This is a genomic window from Pseudoalteromonas neustonica (assembly GCF_001653135.1).
GTDB lineage: Bacteria > Pseudomonadota > Gammaproteobacteria > Enterobacterales > Alteromonadaceae > Pseudoalteromonas > Pseudoalteromonas neustonica.
On sequence record NZ_BDDS01000002.1, the window covers coordinates 550,701 to 568,743 of the forward strand.

Annotated in this window: 14 protein-coding genes; 11 read left to right on the forward strand and 3 right to left on the reverse strand. The window is 40.0% G+C overall.

The features are described 5' to 3' along the window. Window positions 1–14 precede the first annotated feature (14 nt). Genes mfd through A7967_RS05735 form a run of 3 tightly spaced genes read left to right on the forward strand, consistent with a single transcriptional unit; the run spans window position 15 to window position 4,593 of the window. The gene (gene mfd, locus A7967_RS05725; protein ID WP_064435485.1) at window positions 15–3,488 is read left to right on the forward strand and encodes a transcription-repair coupling factor; all 3,474 of its coding nucleotides are present in this window, start codon (window positions 15–17) and stop codon (window positions 3,486–3,488) included. Next, window positions 3,488–4,324 (forward strand): peptidoglycan binding protein CsiV, encoded by an 837-nt coding sequence (locus tag A7967_RS05730; protein WP_064435486.1) that lies wholly within the window; start codon window positions 3,488–3,490, stop codon window positions 4,322–4,324. Before mfd ends, A7967_RS05730 begins: the two co-directional genes overlap by 1 nt. 17 nt (window positions 4,325–4,341) lie before the next feature. Further along, entirely contained in the window at window positions 4,342–4,593 is a 252-nt protein-coding gene (locus A7967_RS05735; protein WP_064435487.1) for a hypothetical protein, read from the forward strand. 100 nt (window positions 4,594–4,693) lie between these two features. Here the strand turns inward: A7967_RS05735 and A7967_RS05740 are convergent, their stop codons facing one another. The 3 genes from A7967_RS05740 to A7967_RS05750 form a co-directional block, all read right to left on the reverse strand. Continuing rightward, window positions 4,694–6,046, reverse strand: coding sequence for a hypothetical protein (locus tag A7967_RS05740; protein ID WP_054203521.1), 1,353 nt, complete (start codon window positions 6,044–6,046; stop codon window positions 4,694–4,696). 402 nt (window positions 6,047–6,448) lie between these two features. Beyond that, the gene (locus tag A7967_RS05745; protein WP_064435488.1) at window positions 6,449–9,148 is read right to left on the reverse strand and encodes a TonB-dependent receptor; all 2,700 of its coding nucleotides are present in this window, start codon (window positions 9,146–9,148) and stop codon (window positions 6,449–6,451) included. A 984-nt stretch (window positions 9,149–10,132) separates the two neighbouring features. Further along, window positions 10,133–10,555 (reverse strand): hypothetical protein, encoded by a 423-nt coding sequence (locus A7967_RS05750; RefSeq protein ID WP_054203519.1) that lies wholly within the window; start codon window positions 10,553–10,555, stop codon window positions 10,133–10,135. Between the two features lie 339 nt (window positions 10,556–10,894). Between A7967_RS05750 and ccoN the strand changes: the two genes are divergently transcribed. The 8 genes from ccoN to A7967_RS05790 all read left to right on the forward strand — a co-directional run bounded on the left by ccoN (window position 10,895) and on the right by A7967_RS05790 (window position 18,023). After that, the gene (ccoN, locus tag A7967_RS05755) at window positions 10,895–12,328 is read left to right on the forward strand and encodes a cytochrome-c oxidase, cbb3-type subunit I (RefSeq protein ID WP_054203518.1); all 1,434 of its coding nucleotides are present in this window, start codon (window positions 10,895–10,897) and stop codon (window positions 12,326–12,328) included. 12 nt (window positions 12,329–12,340) lie between these two features. Then, complete coding sequence (gene ccoO / locus A7967_RS05760; RefSeq protein ID WP_054203517.1) at window positions 12,341–13,015, forward strand: cytochrome-c oxidase, cbb3-type subunit II; 675 nt, start codon at window positions 12,341–12,343, stop codon at window positions 13,013–13,015. Window positions 13,016–13,021: 6 nt separating this feature from the next. Then, on the forward strand, window positions 13,022–13,207 hold the full coding sequence (locus A7967_RS05765; RefSeq protein ID WP_054203516.1) for a cbb3-type cytochrome oxidase subunit 3: 186 nt from the start codon (window positions 13,022–13,024) through the stop codon (window positions 13,205–13,207). Continuing rightward, on the forward strand, window positions 13,204–14,169 hold the full coding sequence (ccoP, locus tag A7967_RS05770) for a cytochrome-c oxidase, cbb3-type subunit III (protein WP_054203515.1): 966 nt from the start codon (window positions 13,204–13,206) through the stop codon (window positions 14,167–14,169). Before A7967_RS05765 ends, ccoP begins: the two co-directional genes overlap by 4 nt. Before the next feature lie 148 nt (window positions 14,170–14,317). Continuing rightward, window positions 14,318–14,809, forward strand: a complete 492-nt coding sequence (locus A7967_RS05775; RefSeq protein WP_054203514.1) for a FixH family protein — start codon at window positions 14,318–14,320, stop codon at window positions 14,807–14,809. A gap of 10 nt (window positions 14,810–14,819) precedes the next feature. Further along, on the forward strand, window positions 14,820–17,195 hold the full coding sequence (locus A7967_RS05780) for a heavy metal translocating P-type ATPase (protein WP_064435489.1): 2,376 nt from the start codon (window positions 14,820–14,822) through the stop codon (window positions 17,193–17,195). Next, entirely contained in the window at window positions 17,192–17,359 is a 168-nt protein-coding gene (gene ccoS / locus A7967_RS05785) for a cbb3-type cytochrome oxidase assembly protein CcoS (protein ID WP_054203512.1), read from the forward strand. The genes A7967_RS05780 and ccoS overlap by 4 nt, the downstream gene beginning before the upstream one ends. Continuing rightward, the gene (locus A7967_RS05790) at window positions 17,352–18,023 is read left to right on the forward strand and encodes a sulfite exporter TauE/SafE family protein (RefSeq protein ID WP_054203511.1); all 672 of its coding nucleotides are present in this window, start codon (window positions 17,352–17,354) and stop codon (window positions 18,021–18,023) included. Before ccoS ends, A7967_RS05790 begins: the two co-directional genes overlap by 8 nt. Window positions 18,024–18,043 lie beyond the last annotated feature (20 nt).

Genomic DNA, 18,043 nt, shown 5'->3' on the forward strand with positions numbered 1-18,043 from the left:
TAAAGGAGTAATAAATGGCGTTTGCGCAATGGGCAGCCTTGCCTTGGGTAAAATCTCAAAAAGATAAAATTCAATGGGGGCAACTCACCGGTAGCGGATTAAGTATTGCTATCGCTCAAGGGGTTCAGCAACAAGACGGTTTGGTATTAATCGTCACACCTGACACGCCCAGTGCCTTGCGCTTAGAAACTGAATTAGAGTACTTATTACCAAATCATCCTGTCATGGTGTTTCCTGATTGGGAAACTCTTCCTTATGATCATTTTTCGCCACACCAAGATATTATCTCAGCGCGCCTAGCAACATTAAATACGCTCAAAAAAGAACAACAAAGTGTATTAATTGTGCCGGTTTCAACCCTAATGCTACGCACTGCTCCTGCATCATTTATTTATGGCTCCACTATAAACTTTAAAGTGGGTGATATTTTAGATACCCATAGCTTGCGCAATAACTTAGAGCAAGCTGGTTATTTACATGTGCAACAAGTAATGGAACACGGTGAGTATGCAATTCGAGGCTCTATTGTTGATTTATACCCAATGGGTAGCCCGCATCCTTTTAGGCTTGACTTTTTTGATGATGAGCTTGATTCAATTCGCTTATTTGACGTTGAAAGCCAACGCTCTGACGATAAAGTAGAAAAAATAGAGTTACTGCCTGCCCATGAGTTTCCAACAAACGAAGCTGATATAGAGCGTTTTCGTATTAATTACCGCTCAAAATTTGGAGCTAGCTCTGAGCAAGACTCAGTCTATATGCAAGTCACTAAAGGAAACTGGCCGGCAGGTATTGAATATTACATGCCGCTATTTTTTGATCAATTAGCCACTATTTTTGAATACCTCCCTGATACAACGACGGTAATGCAATTAGGGGATGTTGAACATGCCGCGGATAATTTTTGGCATGACGTAAATGTCCGATATGAAAACCGTCGTGTTGATCCGCTGCGCCCACTACTTGAACCTGTCAGCTTATATCAACCCATTAATGAGCTGTTTTCAAATTTAGGTAACTTTGCCCGCATTAAACTCTCGCAGGCTAAGCTACCTACCAAAGCGAGTAATAAAAACTTAGCCACATTAGAACTCCCTGCAATCCGTATTGACCATAAGCTACATGAGCCCTATCACGCATTTATTGACTACGTCAGTACACAGAAAAAACAAAAAGGCCGTGTTTTACTGTCTGTTGAATCGGATGGTCGCCGTGAGTCATTACTGGCAATACTAAAACCGAGTGGATTAAAGTTAAAAGAATTTAATACGTTTGATGAATTTACAGCAAGTAACAGTGATGTTGGCTTAATTGTAAGCCCACTTGAACAAAGTGTTGTGCTAAGCAGTAAACCACCGCTGACTATTATTACTGAACAAGAATTACTCGGCATAAAAGTATCGCAACGACGTCGTCGAAAGCATAAATACGAAGCAAGCCAAGATGCACTAATACGTAATTTAGCTGAGTTAAAAGTAGGCCAGCCTATTGTTCACCTTGATCATGGTGTTGGCCGCTACCAAGGGCTACAAACCATTGACGCCGCAGGTCTAGTCACTGAATTTGTCACTATCACCTACTCGGGTGAAGCAAAACTCTACGTCCCAGTGTCAGCACTGCATATGCTAAGCCGCTACTCTGGCGGTGAAGAAGCAAGCGCCCCACTTCATAAACTTGGATCTGATGCATGGGACAAAGCTAAAAAGCGTGCAGCTGAAAAAGTGCGTGATGTTGCAGCTGAGCTATTAGATATTTATGCGCAGCGCCAAGCTAAACCAGGAAATGCATTCGCTCTTGATGGCGCAGCTTATCGTGCGTTTAGTGATGGCTTCCCGTTTGAAGAAACAGACGATCAGCGCAGTGCCATTGAAGCGGTGCTCGGTGATATGCAAAGTAAACAAGCGATGGATCGACTAGTATGTGGCGATGTTGGCTTTGGTAAAACCGAAGTCGCTATGAGGGCTGCATTTGTCGCTATTAATGATGATAAGCAAGTCGCGGTGCTTGTACCGACCACTTTACTTGCCCAACAGCATTATGAAAATTTTAAAGACCGTTTCGCTGATTTTCCAATTGAAGTGGGCGTTTTGTCTCGCTTTAATTCTCCAAAAGAACAAAAAGACACACTTGAAAGAATGGCCAATGGCAAGCTAGATATCGTGATTGGAACGCATAAACTGATCCAACAAGATATCATTTTTAAAGATTTAGGCTTATTAATTGTTGATGAAGAGCATCGCTTTGGTGTTCGCCAAAAAGAAAAAATTAAATCACTACGTGCTGATGTAGATATATTAACGCTGACGGCCACTCCAATTCCCAGAACATTAAATATGGCCATGAGTGGTATGCGAGACTTATCAATTATCGCCACACCACCTGCTAAACGCCTTGCGGTTAAAACTTTTGTGCGCCAACGCGACGCCGAATTGATACGCGAAGCCATACTACGAGAGATTAAACGCGGTGGCCAAGTTTACTTTTTACACAATAACGTAGATACCATCGACCGCGTTGCTGAAGAGATCAGCGAATGGGTACCAGAGGCAAGTGTTGCCTCTGCTCATGGGCAAATGCGCGAGCGTGATTTAGAGCAATTAATGAGTGAATTTTATCATCAAAAATATAACGTGCTCGTGTGTACGACCATTATTGAAACCGGCATTGATATCCCGACCGCAAACACGATTATTATGGATCGTGCTGATAAACTTGGCTTAGCGCAGCTTCACCAATTGCGCGGTCGCGTTGGACGTAGCCATCATCAAGCATACGCTTATTTACTAACAGGTAACCATAAAGCGCTGTCTAAAGATGCTGTAAAGCGCCTAGAAGCCATTGAGTCACTAGAAGATTTAGGCGCAGGTTTTGCGCTGGCAACTCACGATTTAGAGATCCGCGGCGCAGGTGAGCTACTTGGCGATGATCAATCAGGGCAAATGCACACCATTGGTTTTAACCTATACATGGAAATGCTTGAGCAAGCCGTCAAGTCACTGCGTGATGGCAAAGAGCCAACGCTTGATAACTTATTACAACAACAAAGCGAAGTGGATTTAAAATTAGCAGCACTGTTACCTGATGATTATATTCACGATGTAAATGCACGATTGGGCATGTACAAACGCGTTGCCAGCTGTGCTAATGTAGATGATATGGATGAATTACAGGTTGAATTAATTGACCGTTTTGGTTTATTGCCTGATGCGGCTAAAAACTTATTCAGCCTTCAACAACTCAAGCTAAAAGCCAGCGAACTGGGAATTAAAAAAATTGAGGCAAACCCTAAAGGAGGTTATTTTGAGTTCAGCCAAGATACAAAGGTTAATCCTAGCTTCATTATAGGTTTGATACAAAGTGCGCCTAAGGTGTACAAAATGGATGGCGCAAATAAATTGCGTTTTGCGATCAATGAGGCAAGTGCCCGTGAGCGTTTAAAAATGGTCACTGCAATGATTGCAGATTTCTCTAAAAAGGTTAGCCATTAATGTTGTTTAAAAAGTCCCTATTATTGTTGTGTTGTGTATTTAGTAGCACTGCATTTGCTGAACGCTGGTTTGAAGTGGAAGTGCTGATTTTTAAGCAACGCCCTGCCCCCTACATGCAAGAAGATTTCAGCTTAGATAAAGACCCGATAAAAAAATCTAATAACCTTGATTTACTCACACCTATTTATGAAGAGCAAGCCAAACAAGATTGTATTAATGGTGATAGTCGTTTTAACTCAGCCTCTTTTACTGATTCATTAATAAGCGTTAGTCGTTCAAACTTGTGTGATGAGAGTATTGATTACCTAAGTAGCTACAACGTACTGCCTTTAAGCCCTTTAGCGCCTGTAAGAGATGACATGGAGCAAACGTACCTGTTAGCACCTGAACAATTAAAATTCATACCCCAACAGCAATCACTTGTTCGTAAAGGATTGAAACCGCTATTGCATACGGGCTGGCGTTTTAAAGGTGCAAGTAAATCACGATCTGAACACATTTCGTTATTTGGCGGGCAACTGATACCAGCCCCCTATATAGCTAAAACAGCGAACTACCAAAGTGATGATTTTATTAATCAAGTTAGCTTCAATTCTTCATTACCTACCACAGAAGAAAAAGCCAGCGATAGCTGGGAGCTAGAAGGGGTTTTCAATATTTACCTTCGTCATTATCTTTTCATTAACGCAAATTTTGACATCAATGAAGCATTACCAACAGGCGATATTCAGCGTGCTCGTTTTTCACAATTTAAGCGTGTAATTAGCAATGAAGTTCATTATTTTGACCACCCGAAAATGGGAATGATAGTACAAATTAGAAAGTTCAAACACTAAATAAAGGAAGTTAAAAAATGAAAAAATTATTAATAGTTGCTGCCATTTTAACGTTGTCGGCTTGTTCAAAAATCAATTTAGAAAATTACGAAAAAATTGAAATTGGTATGAATAAAACTGACGTTGAAGCAATATTGGGGGCAGCTGAAAAATGTGTTGAAAAAACGCTACACACTAACTGCACATGGGGCGGTGGTGATAAAAAGATTGAGATCACTTTAGTCTCTGATCGCGTCTCGTTATATAGTAAAACAGGCCTAGAAAAATAATAGCCTCACCAGATGGTAACTGATCACCATCTGGTTTTTATAGCCAAGCCACTGATCAAAGAAAATAGAATAACAGCTTCACTCAGCTCAACGAGAAAAATTATTTTTCACTGTAAATCAGCTCTATATTTACAATTTTACTTCTATTTAAAGTGATTTTATAGCGCTGGTGCGTTACTTTATCAGCACTGCTATAAACGACTACCAAGTTTAGCTGATAGCGACGCTCCACACTTTGTTTAGATATTTTATTATTTTCAACATTATACAGCTTACCTTCACCTTTTTTTAAATAACGAGCAAAAGGTGCCAAGTTAAATTGCAGTGTTTGCTGCAAACTATCATAACCGGGTAAAAACTCTTTGGCATTAACTCGCGTTTCACTGGCAAAATGTAACCATTGCGCGGCTTGTTTGTTCTGTTGTCGTCGTTTTGAAAATATATTCCTCACTTGCTGCGGAATATGTTTAAAGCGAGTGTATTCAAGCCAAATATATTGTGTTGAAATTTTATCTTTCGTAACACTGTTATTAAATTGAAAGCGCCACTTCGGCCGTCCTTTTACAATTGCTCGCCAAATAACCCGGGTTATATCTTCTTTAAATATTTCACGCATACCGTAAATAGCACCAAGAATAATAATCAATGTTGCTGTTACTTCTGTAAAAGTGCTGCGCGCATTAAGTACAACCAACATGACTAAGGCCATTATAACTGCCGTCACGCTGCCTTTTACTAACCGCTTTAAATAACTATTTAAATGACGAGTTTGTCTTGTTAATACGACGCCATGCTCAATTAAACGCTGTAACAAACGCATTTTATTAGTAATACGGTTAGCATCTTTAAGTGTTGAATCTGAGTTGTACTGCTGCTCTTGGCGGTATGTTTGTTCAAACTTACAAAAATTCAGCAAATCAGTGCGTTCTTTTGCGTGATCGCTACTTCGTGGGCCTTCATCCAGTAACCTTAAAAATGACTGTTCAATTTGCCAACTCAAATAATTATCGGCATTAGTGTAAAATGAAATTAGCTTTTCATCTTCTGGGGTATAACGGCGCAATTTTTTTAGTAAGCTTTGGCTTTGTTCACACAGCTCAATGGCCCGTTGATAAAACTCATCAAGTTCTTCTATTTTAAGCGCTTCTTTGATATCCGTTTCAATAGCTAATCTGACTTGATAACAATAAAGATTAAGGTTCTGCCGATAATCTTGCTGTTCACCTTTATTTTTACTGACAAAACGGCTTCGTACTAAAGGTAGGTGAATATTATTGGCGTTATACGCTAAATAAGATTTAAAGTGGTTATTGAAGTAAGACTCTTCGGTTAAGGTTTGTGGGTTAATACCCATTTCGTTTGGGATAGAGAAATACAAATCAATGCGTTGCTCAGAACGAGGGCTGAGCTCAGGTTCGATAATAAAGGATAAGTTTTCATCCTGCTTTAACAATCAGTTCTCCTATTAAATATGAGATAACCTAAATTTTAGTTACAGACGTTAGTTTACTGCTGCCCTTGGATTTGTTCAACAAAAAAGGCCTAGTAAAACTAGGGCGTGTTGACCTTTGTGGATTGAAATTTGTTCAATCTAGGGGCGATTTAATCGCGGCGCGAGGTTTGTAACCTAGCAGGCTAAGTAAAAACCGAGCAACAAAGAGTTAATCGCCCCTAGGAAGAACCCTTTGGGCAGCGCATGTTTGGCATTTATACTGCGTTATCACCTATTTATGGGGAACAACCACACACCATAGGCTCTGCCTTGCCTAAATACCAAACATACTGCTGCAAAATCAATCACGAAAGGTCTACACGCCCTAGGCCTTAAAAGTAATTTAATCTAAGTGTCGGTTACTTAGAACTTAATGCTCATGCTTGCAAAGAAACGACGACCTAATACATCATACGTATACGGGTCCGTATTTGAATCATTATTACCAGAGTAATATGGAGGCTGCTTATCAAATAGGTTATTGATACCCGCAGTCAATGCGACGGTTTCATTAATTAGGTAAGAGCCGCTCACATCATGATAAACAACACTCGGTGTTGTTGGCGCGTAGCATGTATCTTCCTTACCTATACACTTAAAGCTGTCCATACCTGAAATATAACGCGCTTTATATTGAGCGTCCCAGCTATCTCCAGCAACTTTAAGGCTAAGATTAGATTTGATTTCGGCATAGCCACCTGAGCCAGAAGTGATCACACCAGCGTATTCAACTGGGTCTCCAGTCACTTGTTTAACATATTCATCAAGGTAAGTTGTGTCTAATCCTGCGCGCCAATTAAGACCCGCTGCCTCAAAGTTATATGCCAAATTCAAATCATACCCTGAGGTTTTTTCAGAGCCTATATTCTGTATTTTGTTATTAAATTTGATGCGTCCTGTTGCATCAATAGAAATACCTGCTGATTGGCACAGTGGCGTTGTCGCGTTAGCCGCATTATTTAAGCATTGATCAACTATATACTGACTATCGACCTTTGTAATTGCATTTTCAATATCAATATCAAAGTAATCAACCGTCATTGAGAAACCATCAAACCACTGTGGTTCATAAACAAGGCCAACCGTTAATGTATCTGCTTCTTCAGGGGTTAACGCTGAATTACCACCAACCGTTACTTCTGCTTGTTTTTGCGCGCCAGGGTAATCTACTTGATCAAATGATGGAGAATTACCTGAGTAAAGTTCATTGACTGTCGGTGCACGAAAAGCGGTAGACACAACACTACGTAGCATTAATTCATCATTTGCTTTCCACGTTAGGCCTAATTTCCATGTTTCATCTGAACCAAAGGTACTGTAATCAAATGCGCGAATGGCTGCACTTAACTCAACATGCTCAGCAAATGGTTTATCAGCAAGTAATGGAATTGCAAGCTCAAGATAAGCCTCATTGACATCAAAGCCACCAGAAGTCGCTTCAACACGCGGATCATTAGCCAAACCTTGTGCCGTTAATGAGTCTGGGGTGAACCATGCTTTTTCTTGGCGGCGTTGTACACCAGCCGCAAATGCTGCATAACCCGCAGGCAGTTCTAGCAACTCACCACTAACAGCTGCGGCTAGAATAAATAACTGACTCCCACCATTATTTACTTCAGTGTAAACATTTTTGCGGAAATTGTCTGAAACCCACGCCTGTTGATCAAGTGGATTAAATGTACCTGCGTCAATTTGATCACCAATTGCGCCCATGTTATGAAGATTACTTAGCTTATCAACCGAGTCATTGCGGCCAAAGTTAGCCGACACATCCCATGCATAATCTCCAATTAGACCTTCAGCACCGATCACAGCACGTACTGTATCTACTGATTGCTCAAAATAACGTTCACCCGTGTCTGACATACGGCGACCATATGAGATTTTATCACCGTACTTATAGTTCATTTCTTGCGTTACGTAGTTACCATCCGCATCTTTATCAAGGTAACCATCACCATCAAGGTCAACTCGTTGATCGTAGCTTTGATTAAGCATTGAATCGCCCATTGCCTGCGTATATTCAAAATCAAACCAGACAGGCTGCGGCGCCATTTGTTGCTCTGACCAGCGTTTAGTATACGTAAACTCAGTAAATAAGCTGGTATCGTCAGATAGTTCGTATGTTGCTATACCGGTTAAGTTTAAACGCTCCATTGGCGTATAAAGGTAACTTGTTGGTGAGTAATTATAGCTGTCTTCATTGGTGTAACGGTGGTAATCACCGCCACGGCCAGTTACTCCGTCATCATCAATTAGTGAAACTTGTGTATCTTCACCTTTTGCATTTACCGTTGTGCCTTTTTCACCGTTACCATTCCATATATGGCCACCTTCATTGTAGGCAGAACCTGTACAGAATAAACCGTCAACGCCTTCATCTATTGGGCACTTAGAAAAATCACGATCTGCTTGAGATGCTTTGCCACGATCTGTGTACTGCATACCAATCACGATATTACCTTTATCAAAACTGCTACCGACTGTGAAGTCGATTGAATTCTCAGATGCATCACCCTCACCTGTAATTGCAGTATTTGCGTTTAATTCAAGGCCTTCAAAATCATCTTTTAAAATAATATTTACAACACCCGCGACCGCATCACTGCCGTAAACAGCAGATGCGCCATCTTTTAACACTTCAACTTGCTTGATCATTGATACGGGAATGGTATTTAAATCAACAGTTGATGCAGCGCCAGTCCCTGAATTGATCATACGACGACCATTAACTAGTACCAATGTTCGTTGCGCGCCTAAACCACGTAGATCAATACGAGCGTTACCACCAGAGCCATTATTAACCCCAGGGTTTGTCATTGCTCCGCCTGTTGCGGTCATTTTTTGTAACACGCTATCGATACTTGTTGCACCCATAGCTTGTATATCATCGGCGCTGATCAACGTTATTGGGCTTGCGCTTTCCATATCTGAGCGTTTAATGCGTGAACCTGTGACTTGAATTTTTTCTATAGCTTGAACTTCATCAGCAGCTACAACTTCAATGCTGGTGAACATAGGAATAGCCGTTATAACAGCTAAGCTAATTATTGATTTTTTCATGTAATACCCTACTTGTTGGAAAAATACCTAATTTAGGCAGCGCTCGTTTTATTTAAGAATGTCGAGATAGCGCAGCGCAACTTAGGGGGATTTAACTGAACGAAAACTGAATGAAAAAACAAGGAGCTTTAAGTCTGTTTTATGGCTCCCTAAACTAGGGAATAAGGTGAATGAATGTTTCATTGTTAATTAATTAAAACAATTAAAAAACAATCAATTAAAAAAATAAGAATGCATTTAAACTACGAATGAAATTAATAACGATAAATTTGTAATCAACTGTAATTACTTGTGAAAATATCCAAAAAAGCTAAATTTACAACTTAATTACACCATTTTATAAAAACCGCAAAATGGACTTTTTTTACTAACGAATTCGATGGCTAAACAACGACGATTAAGTTCATTATCCGTCAACAAATACTCACCCCACCCAAGATAGAAGCGCCGTTGGAGTAAAAAAGGTTGTATGTAAGATAGTGGTTGCAAGTAATTCTACTATCAGAATCAGTCCTTTATAAAAATAACGCCTAAGAATATAGATTAAGGGTCTGTTGACCTTTCAAGGTTAAATTTGTAAAGGTCAACAGACCCTTAATAATGAGAGAATAGAATGATCAGAATGCACACTCTACACGTAATGAAATATGACTAACCGAGGGGATATACCCTTGCTGCTTATGTAGTGAATAGGTATTCAAATAATTGAATCTAGAAATTGGGGCGTGTTGACCTTTCGTGATTGATTTTGCAGCAGTATGTTTGGTATTTAGGCAAGGCAGAGCCTATGTCGTGTGGTTGTTCCCCATAAATAGGTGATAACGCAGTATAAATACCAAACATGCGCTGCCCAAAGGGTTCTTCCTAGGGGCGATTGACTCTTTGTTACTCGGTTTTTACTTAGCCCGCTAGGTTACAAACCTCGCGCCGCGATTAAATCGCCCCTAGGTTGAACAAATTTCAATCCACAAAGGTCAACACGCCCTAATAGATTACTGTAAAATAATAATAAACAGACTCTATCTGATTTTTTTGGTTTTTGAGCTCAAGTATCAGTTTCCAGGTCATGTTTCGTTCTGAACAAATACCGACCATTGCATTTGCAGTCAACACATTATCTTGTAATTTAAACTGCAGCGGAATGTAACCCATATACATAGTCACACCTTCAAGTTTCGCGCTGTGGATAATATTACCGTCGCTAAGGGAGACATTAATTTTAAAGGGAGTTTCAGGAGAAATAAGGTGCTCACTTAACCATATTTTAGCTTTTTTTGGGTATGTGCAAGCTTGATTAGGCTGACATTGTGAGTTTGTTGCTATCTCATCTTTATTTGCTGTGATCGGATCGCAGGCAATTAATAAGGTAAGTGTAAAAATAAACACTATAATATGCTTAATTGACATTGTAATCCTTGAGCAAAGTAAAGGGCGATACTAATAATTCCCCTATTAAAATACAAGTTTAGTGAAACGATCAGAGTCAATTACTAAGAAAGTGTGTCAAAAAGTAAACAACTACATGATAAAAATTGATTGATGTCATAATTTTATGCAATTGACCTATCTTTTTTAGGCCAAAAAATTTATCATTTCCCCGCAAAATAAGGGTTTCGCGAGTTTGTTTTCTGAAGCAGTCATGGCATTGAGGGTTTTAGGTAACATACTTGTGAAGTAATAGTAGGCCCCACTTTTTAAAGTGGGTAATTCATTTCTAAACGCATTTATTGCAGCGGAAGCCAGAAAATGAGCCAAACAGTAGCATCACAAACTGAGTATAACTATAAAGTTGTACGCCAATTCGCTATTATGACAGTGATTTGGGGCATCGTTGGCATGAGTGTTGGGGTTCTGATTGCTGCCCAATTAGCTTGGCCAGCACTTAACTTCGATACACCATGGTTAACATACTCTCGACTACGTCCGTTACACACGAACGCAGTAATTTTCGCATTTGGTACAAGCGCACTTTTTGCGACATCATATTATGTCGTACAACGTACTTGTCAAACGCGCCTTTTCTCAGATAAATTAGCCGCCTTTTCATTTTGGGGTTGGCAGTTAATTATCGTGCTTGCGGTCATCACATTACCACTAGGTATTACAAGTTCTAAAGAGTATGCGGAACTAGAATGGCCGATTGATATTTTAATCACCGTTGTTTGGATTGTTTACGCCATCGTGTTTTTTGGCACGTTAATTAAGCGTAAAGTATCGCACATCTACGTTGCTAACTGGTTTTATGCTGGTTTTATAATCACTGTTGCTGTATTGCATATTGTAAATAGTATGGCTGTTCCAGTGTCATTAACTAAATCATATTCCATCTATGCAGGCGCCGTAGATGCAATGGTTCAGTGGTGGTATGGTCACAATGCTGTTGGCTTCCTTCTAACTGCTGGTTTCTTAGGTATGATGTACTACTTTGTACCAAAACAAGCTGGTCGTCCGGTGTACTCTTATCGCTTATCAGTTGTTCACTTTTGGGCTCTAATTTCTTTATACATCTGGGCTGGTCCTCACCACTTACACTACACCGCGCTGCCAGATTGGACGCAAAGTTTAGGCATGGTTATGTCCATCATCTTATTTGTTCCTTCATGGGGCGGTATGATAAATGGCATAATGACTCTATCAGGTGCATGGCATAAATTACGTACTGACCCAGTACTTCGTTTCTTAGTTGTTTCATTGTCTTTCTATGGTATGTCTACCTTTGAAGGCCCAATGATGGCGATTAAATCTGTAAATGCTCTGTCTCATTACACTGACTGGACCGTAGGTCACGTACACTCTGGTGCGTTAGGTTGGGTTGCAATGATATCTATTGGTGCTATTTATCACCTTATCCCTGCTCTATTCTCGCAAGGACGTATGTACAGCGTGAAACTAGTTAATACCCATTTCTGGTTACATACTGTAGGTGTTGTTTTATACATCGTTGCAATGTGGATTTCAGGTGTAATGCAAGGTCTAATGTGGCGTGCAGTAAATTCTGACGGTACATTAATGTATAGCTTTGTCCAATCGCTACAAGCGTCACACCCTTTCTATGTTATGCGCTTTGTAGGCGGTGTATTCATCGTAGCGGGCATGCTAGTTATGGCTTATAACGTTTACCGTACAATTGCAGCGAAGAATGATTCGTTGAAATTAGACGCGCAAGCACAATTAGCATAACGGAGTGAGATGATGAGCAATAAAAAATCACAAAATAAGCATGAAATAGTTGAAAAGAACGTTGGCCTGATGGCTATCTTAACTGTGTTTGCAATCAGCTTTGGTGCATTAGTAGAGATTACTCCACTGATGTTCCAAGACGACACAACTAAGCCTGTTGATGGGCTTCGTCCATTAAACGCGCTTGAAATGGAAGGTCGCGATATCTATGTACGTGAAGGTTGTTATAACTGTCACTCACAAATGATTCGCCCTTTTCGTGATGAAGTTGAGCGTTATGGTCATTACTCTGTAGCTGGTGAGTCAGTATGGGATCACCCATTTCAGTGGGGTTCAAAGCGAACTGGTCCTGATCTTGCCCGTGTAGGTAAACGTTACTCAGACGATTGGCATTATGCTCACTTAATGGACCCACGTGCTGTGGTACCTGAATCGAATATGCCAGGATACCCTTGGTTAGATGAGAATCGCGTTGATACTAGCTTGACTCTTAAAAAACTTAAAATTTTCCGTGACACATTTGCTATTAACCCAGAAAACCCGGCACACCCAGGTTTAGGGTACGGTAGTGATGAGGAACTAATAGCAGACGTTGCCAAAGTTGATGCAATGAATAACAACAAGGGTGCGACAGAAATGCAAGCCCTTATTGCTTATTTGCAACAGCTTGGCACGCACTTGAAGTAATTAATTATGGATTACGGAACATACAGAGGCGTTTTAACTCTGATAATTTTAGTATTATTTATTGTTATTGTTGTGTGGGCATTCAGCAAGCGTAGCAAAACACGCTTTGACAGTGCTGCTAATGCCATTTTCGAAGATGAAAAAGAGCATAACAAAACAATCTCTAACGAGGAAAAGGGGTCTGAGAAATGACTAGCTTTTGGAGTATATGGGTTATTGTATTAACCCTTGCGTGCCTATTTATTATTTTTGGCCTACTAGTGTGGAACTTAAAGAACTACGCTGGGGTTGAAGAGGGTGAAAGCTGTGGGCATGAGTTTGATGGGATTGAAGAACTAAACAACCCACTGCCTAAGTGGTGGACTTACATGTTCTTTGCAACATTTGCATGGTCAGTATACTACCTTGCCGCTTACCCAGGTTTAGGTAATTGGGAAGGCGTATTTAAATGGACTAGTTCTAACCAAGGTATTACTTCTTTAGAAGAGTCTAAAAAGGCAACTGAAGATGCACTAGCTAACGGTCAGCGAGTTCAATTAGATCAAGAATTTGTTGATGCAGATAAACGTTTTGGCCCTATATTTGAAGGCTATGCTAGCCAAGATATTGAAATGCTTGTTAAAGACGACAAAGCACTTGAAATTGGTCAACGCTTATACGCTCAGAACTGTTCGCAGTGTCACGGTTCAGATGCTCGTGGTGGTCACGGCTTCCCTGACCTAACGGATAAAGACTGGTTATACGGCGGCACGCCTGACAAAATTAAAGAAACACTACTTTATGGTCGTGTTGCTGCAATGCCACCATGGGGTGCTGCTTTAGGCGAACAAGGCGTTAAAGAAATGACCGCGCATGTTTTAAGCTTATCAGGTCGTACTGTTAACCAAAAAGATGCGAAAGCTGGTGAAGCTAAGTTTGCCATGTGTGCTGCATGTCATGGTGTTGATGGTAAAGGTTCTGTTGCCCATAACTTACCATTTGGTGCTCCTAACTTAACAGATAACATCTGGTTATATGGTGGTTCTCAACGTGCTGTTGAAGAAACATTAAATAACGGTCGTGCTGGTGTAATGCCTGCGTGGAAAGACATTTTAGGTGAAGACAAAGTTCATCTATTAACGGCTTATGTTTACAGTTTATCGCAAGATAAATAAGCAAAACGTTAATTAAATGTTTAAATATTAATCTTTTAATTCAATAGATTAATTAAGATCAAAAAAGCCTCCATCTGGAGGCTTTTTTTTAGTCTTTTTAATTCAAATCCTATAAAATACCTACACCGTAAACAAATTAAGCTTACTTATGAACCCTACTCCTTGGTATAAAAATTTCTGGCCTTGGTTCTTAATCTTTTTCCCAGCAATTACTATCATTGGCTGCATATCATTATTTATTACGGCAATTGGGAATGGCCCCGATATGGTCGTCGATGATTATTATAAAAAAGGTAAAGCGATTAATTTAGAACTGAGTAAATTTGATAAAGCAAAGGCTTTATACTTGCATGGTGAACTTGGTGTTGAAGCAGATAAAGTAAGTTTTAAATTTACCAAGGGTGACACAAGCAATATTCACTCTTTAAAGTTATCATTTTATCATAGAACAATCCAAGCTCATGATTTTGATATACACCTGACGCCCAACGCAAAAAGTGAATTCACAGCCATTATTCCTAGTTTTGTAAATGGAACATACACTGTATTTATCGAGCCCGTTGATGGTAGCTGGAAACTAAAAGAAAACATTACTTTGCCAAGTGAACAAAGTATTTCTATAAGCCCTGAATATAAGTAGTCCAAGTATTATGTCTAATAATTGCTTTCATTGCCTTGAAAGTGTGCCTTCAGGCTTTAGCGCTACCGTTAATATTGACGGTAGCGAACAACCAATGTGCTGCATTGGCTGCCAAACTGTAGCCGAGACAATAGTCAGTCAAGGTATGACTGACTATTATAAATTTAGGACTGTTCGAGCAGGTAAAGTTCAGCAGCTCGTTCCAGAGCAATTGGCCTTCATCACCAGTTATGATAACCCCGATATTCAAGACGAATTTATATCTCAGACTAATGATATTAGTGAGGTATTACTAACTGTTGAAGGGATTACGTGCGCAGCTTGTGCGTGGCTAATTGAAAAACAATTATTAAATATACCGGCGATTAAACGAGTTGATGTAAATACATCAACTAATCGCGCTATGATCCAATGGGACAAAGAACGTACTCCACTAAGTGAATTAATCAAATCATTAATGGAAATTGGCTATAAAGCCTACCCTTTTCAAGCTGATATAGAAGCAAGTCAAAAACAGTTAGTTGCTAAAGCCTATATACGCCGATTAGGTGTCGCTGGTTTGATGACAATGCAAGTGATGATGTTTGCATTTGCAATGTACTTCGGTATGTTTTCAGGCATGGAAGAAAATTTTGAGCAATATTTTCGCTGGATCAGCCTAATCCTTGCCTCCCCTGTTATTTTATATAGTGCGTTACCCTTTTTAACTAATGCGATTAATGGCCTTAAAGCAAAACAATTGAATATGGATTTGCCCGTATCATTAGCAATATTTGGTGCTTATATTGCCAGTAGTTACGCCACAGTTATGCAAGTCGGTGAAGTATACTTTGAATCTATTTGCATGTTTACCTTCTTACTTTTACTCGGTAAATATCTAGAGTTTCGCGCTCGTCTCAAAGCAAGTGAATTTACTGCGAACTTACAAAAACTATTACCTTTAACCGCTCGCACGTTAGATAAAGACGACCAAGAACATATAATTGCGGCTAAAAAATTAAAGCTAAATGATCGCGTGTTAATAAAGCCTGGTGAAACCATTCCAGCCGATGGCGTTATCTGCTCGGGCACCACAACGGTTGACGAATCCATGATGACGGGAGAGCATTTACCTGTTAAGAAATACATTGACCATCAAGTATTTGCTGGCACTGTAAATCATGATGGTGTGATCACAATTGAAATAAACAAGATAGGCCAAAATACCTTACTTAACCAAATCATTAAACTACAACACAGCGCACTCGCCACACGCCCTAAGTTAGTTGAAATAACAGATAAAGTTGCGCAGTGGTTTGTCGCTTGTTTATTAGTTTTTGCTTCATTAACAGCCATTGGTTGGTATCAAGTTGACCCCGCACATGCGTTTTGGATCACTATTGCTGTGCTTGTCGCAACATGTCCTTGTGCGTTGAGTTTAGCTATTCCAACCGCATTGACCTGTGCAGTCGCAACGTTAACTCGCAAAGGGATACTGATAAAACAAGCTCATGTACTTGAAACATTACCACAATTAACACGTGTCGCATTTGATAAAACAGGCACATTAACTCAAGGGCGTTTCAGTATAGACTCTGTTGATTTATTGGTTGATAGTATCTCTAAACAACAAGTATTGGCTCTTGCTGCCCAACTTGAAAGCTATTCAGAGCACCCTATCGCGACAGCATTTAATATGTACACACCTGAGCAGCGCCATTTATATGATATTAACGTGCACCCAGGGCTTGGTATTTCTGGTCACGATGATAATCATCATTACGCTATCGGTAAGAGTGGCTGGTTCGATAACAGTAAATGTAATGCACAAGCAACTTTTTATGTTGATAAACAGCCTGTCGCAAATTTTTACTTTATTGATGAAGTAAAAGACAATACAGCACCCTTAATCGCCTCTTTGCAAGCTCAAGGCTTAACATGCCATATGTTAACAGGGGATGCGTCGAGTGCGGGGCAACAGATTGCTCAAAGGTTAAAGTTGGATAGTTTCAAAGTAGGTTGTCTGCCTCAAGATAAACAAAGTGAAGTTGAACTTTGGTCAAAGCAAAATGAAATTGTTGCTATGGTCGGCGACGGCGTAAACGACAGTCCTGTATTTAACAGCGCTCACTTGTCAATTGCAATGGATACAGGTGCTGATATTTCAAAAAATACAGCTGACGTAGTTTTACTTAACAGTGACTTAGCCGCAATTGAGCATTTGCTTATCGTATCTAAAAAAACACGACGGATAATTAAACAAAACTTAGCACTGTCGTTGCTTTATAATGGCTCTATCCTGCCACTTGCAGCATTGGGCTTAGTAGCGCCTTGGATGGCAGTGATTGGTATGTCCACAAGTTCCATTATTGTGATCTGTAACTCCCTGAGGTTATTAAAGTTATGAGTATAATTTATATCCTAATTCCAATTGCTATATTATTCGTTATGATCGCAATTGGTGTTTTTTTCTGGGCTGTCCGTGGCGAACAGTTTTCTGATTTAAATAAACAAGGCCATAGTATCTTGTTTGAAGATGATAAAGAACAACATAACAAAAGTAATGATTGACCCTCTATTTATTAGTGCATTTGTGATGGGTCTCATTGGTAGTGGCCACTGCATAGCTATGTGCGGTGGTATTGCCAGTTCTTTACAGCTTGCAACTGATAAAACAAAACCAATCTACTTTTCAATCGCCTACAACCTTGGTCGAGCTGCCAGTTACATGGCCGCAGGTGCACTTGTGGCGGGTTTAAGCAGCCATTTCGCTAATCAAAGCCATTGGCTTTCTCTTGCATTGGCATTTTTAAGTGGACTTTTTATGATTTTAGTTGGCCTTTACGTAATGCGTTTAGGTGCAAGTTTGAAATGGCTAGAATCGCTCGGAAAAATAATGGTATGGCAGCATATTGTTAAACTAAATAAATTTTTAATGCCTATTAACTCACTTCCTAAAGCCCTAGGTTACGGCGCATTATGGGGATGGTTACCGTGTGGCTTAGTGTATTCTGCATTAACTTGGGCGATGACCGGCAATAGCGCATTTGAAGGCGCGCTGGTTATGCTATTTTTTGCTCTAGGCACCTTCCCTGCGATGCTCAGTATAGGTATGGGCGCACAAGCATTGCATAAGCTACTTAATCACCCTTGGGCGCGGATAACGATGGGCAGCCTACTGATTTGGTATGGCGTTTATCTACTTATTATTGCAACTGACAAGCTAGTGCATTAATCTAAAGGGACTAGTGCGCC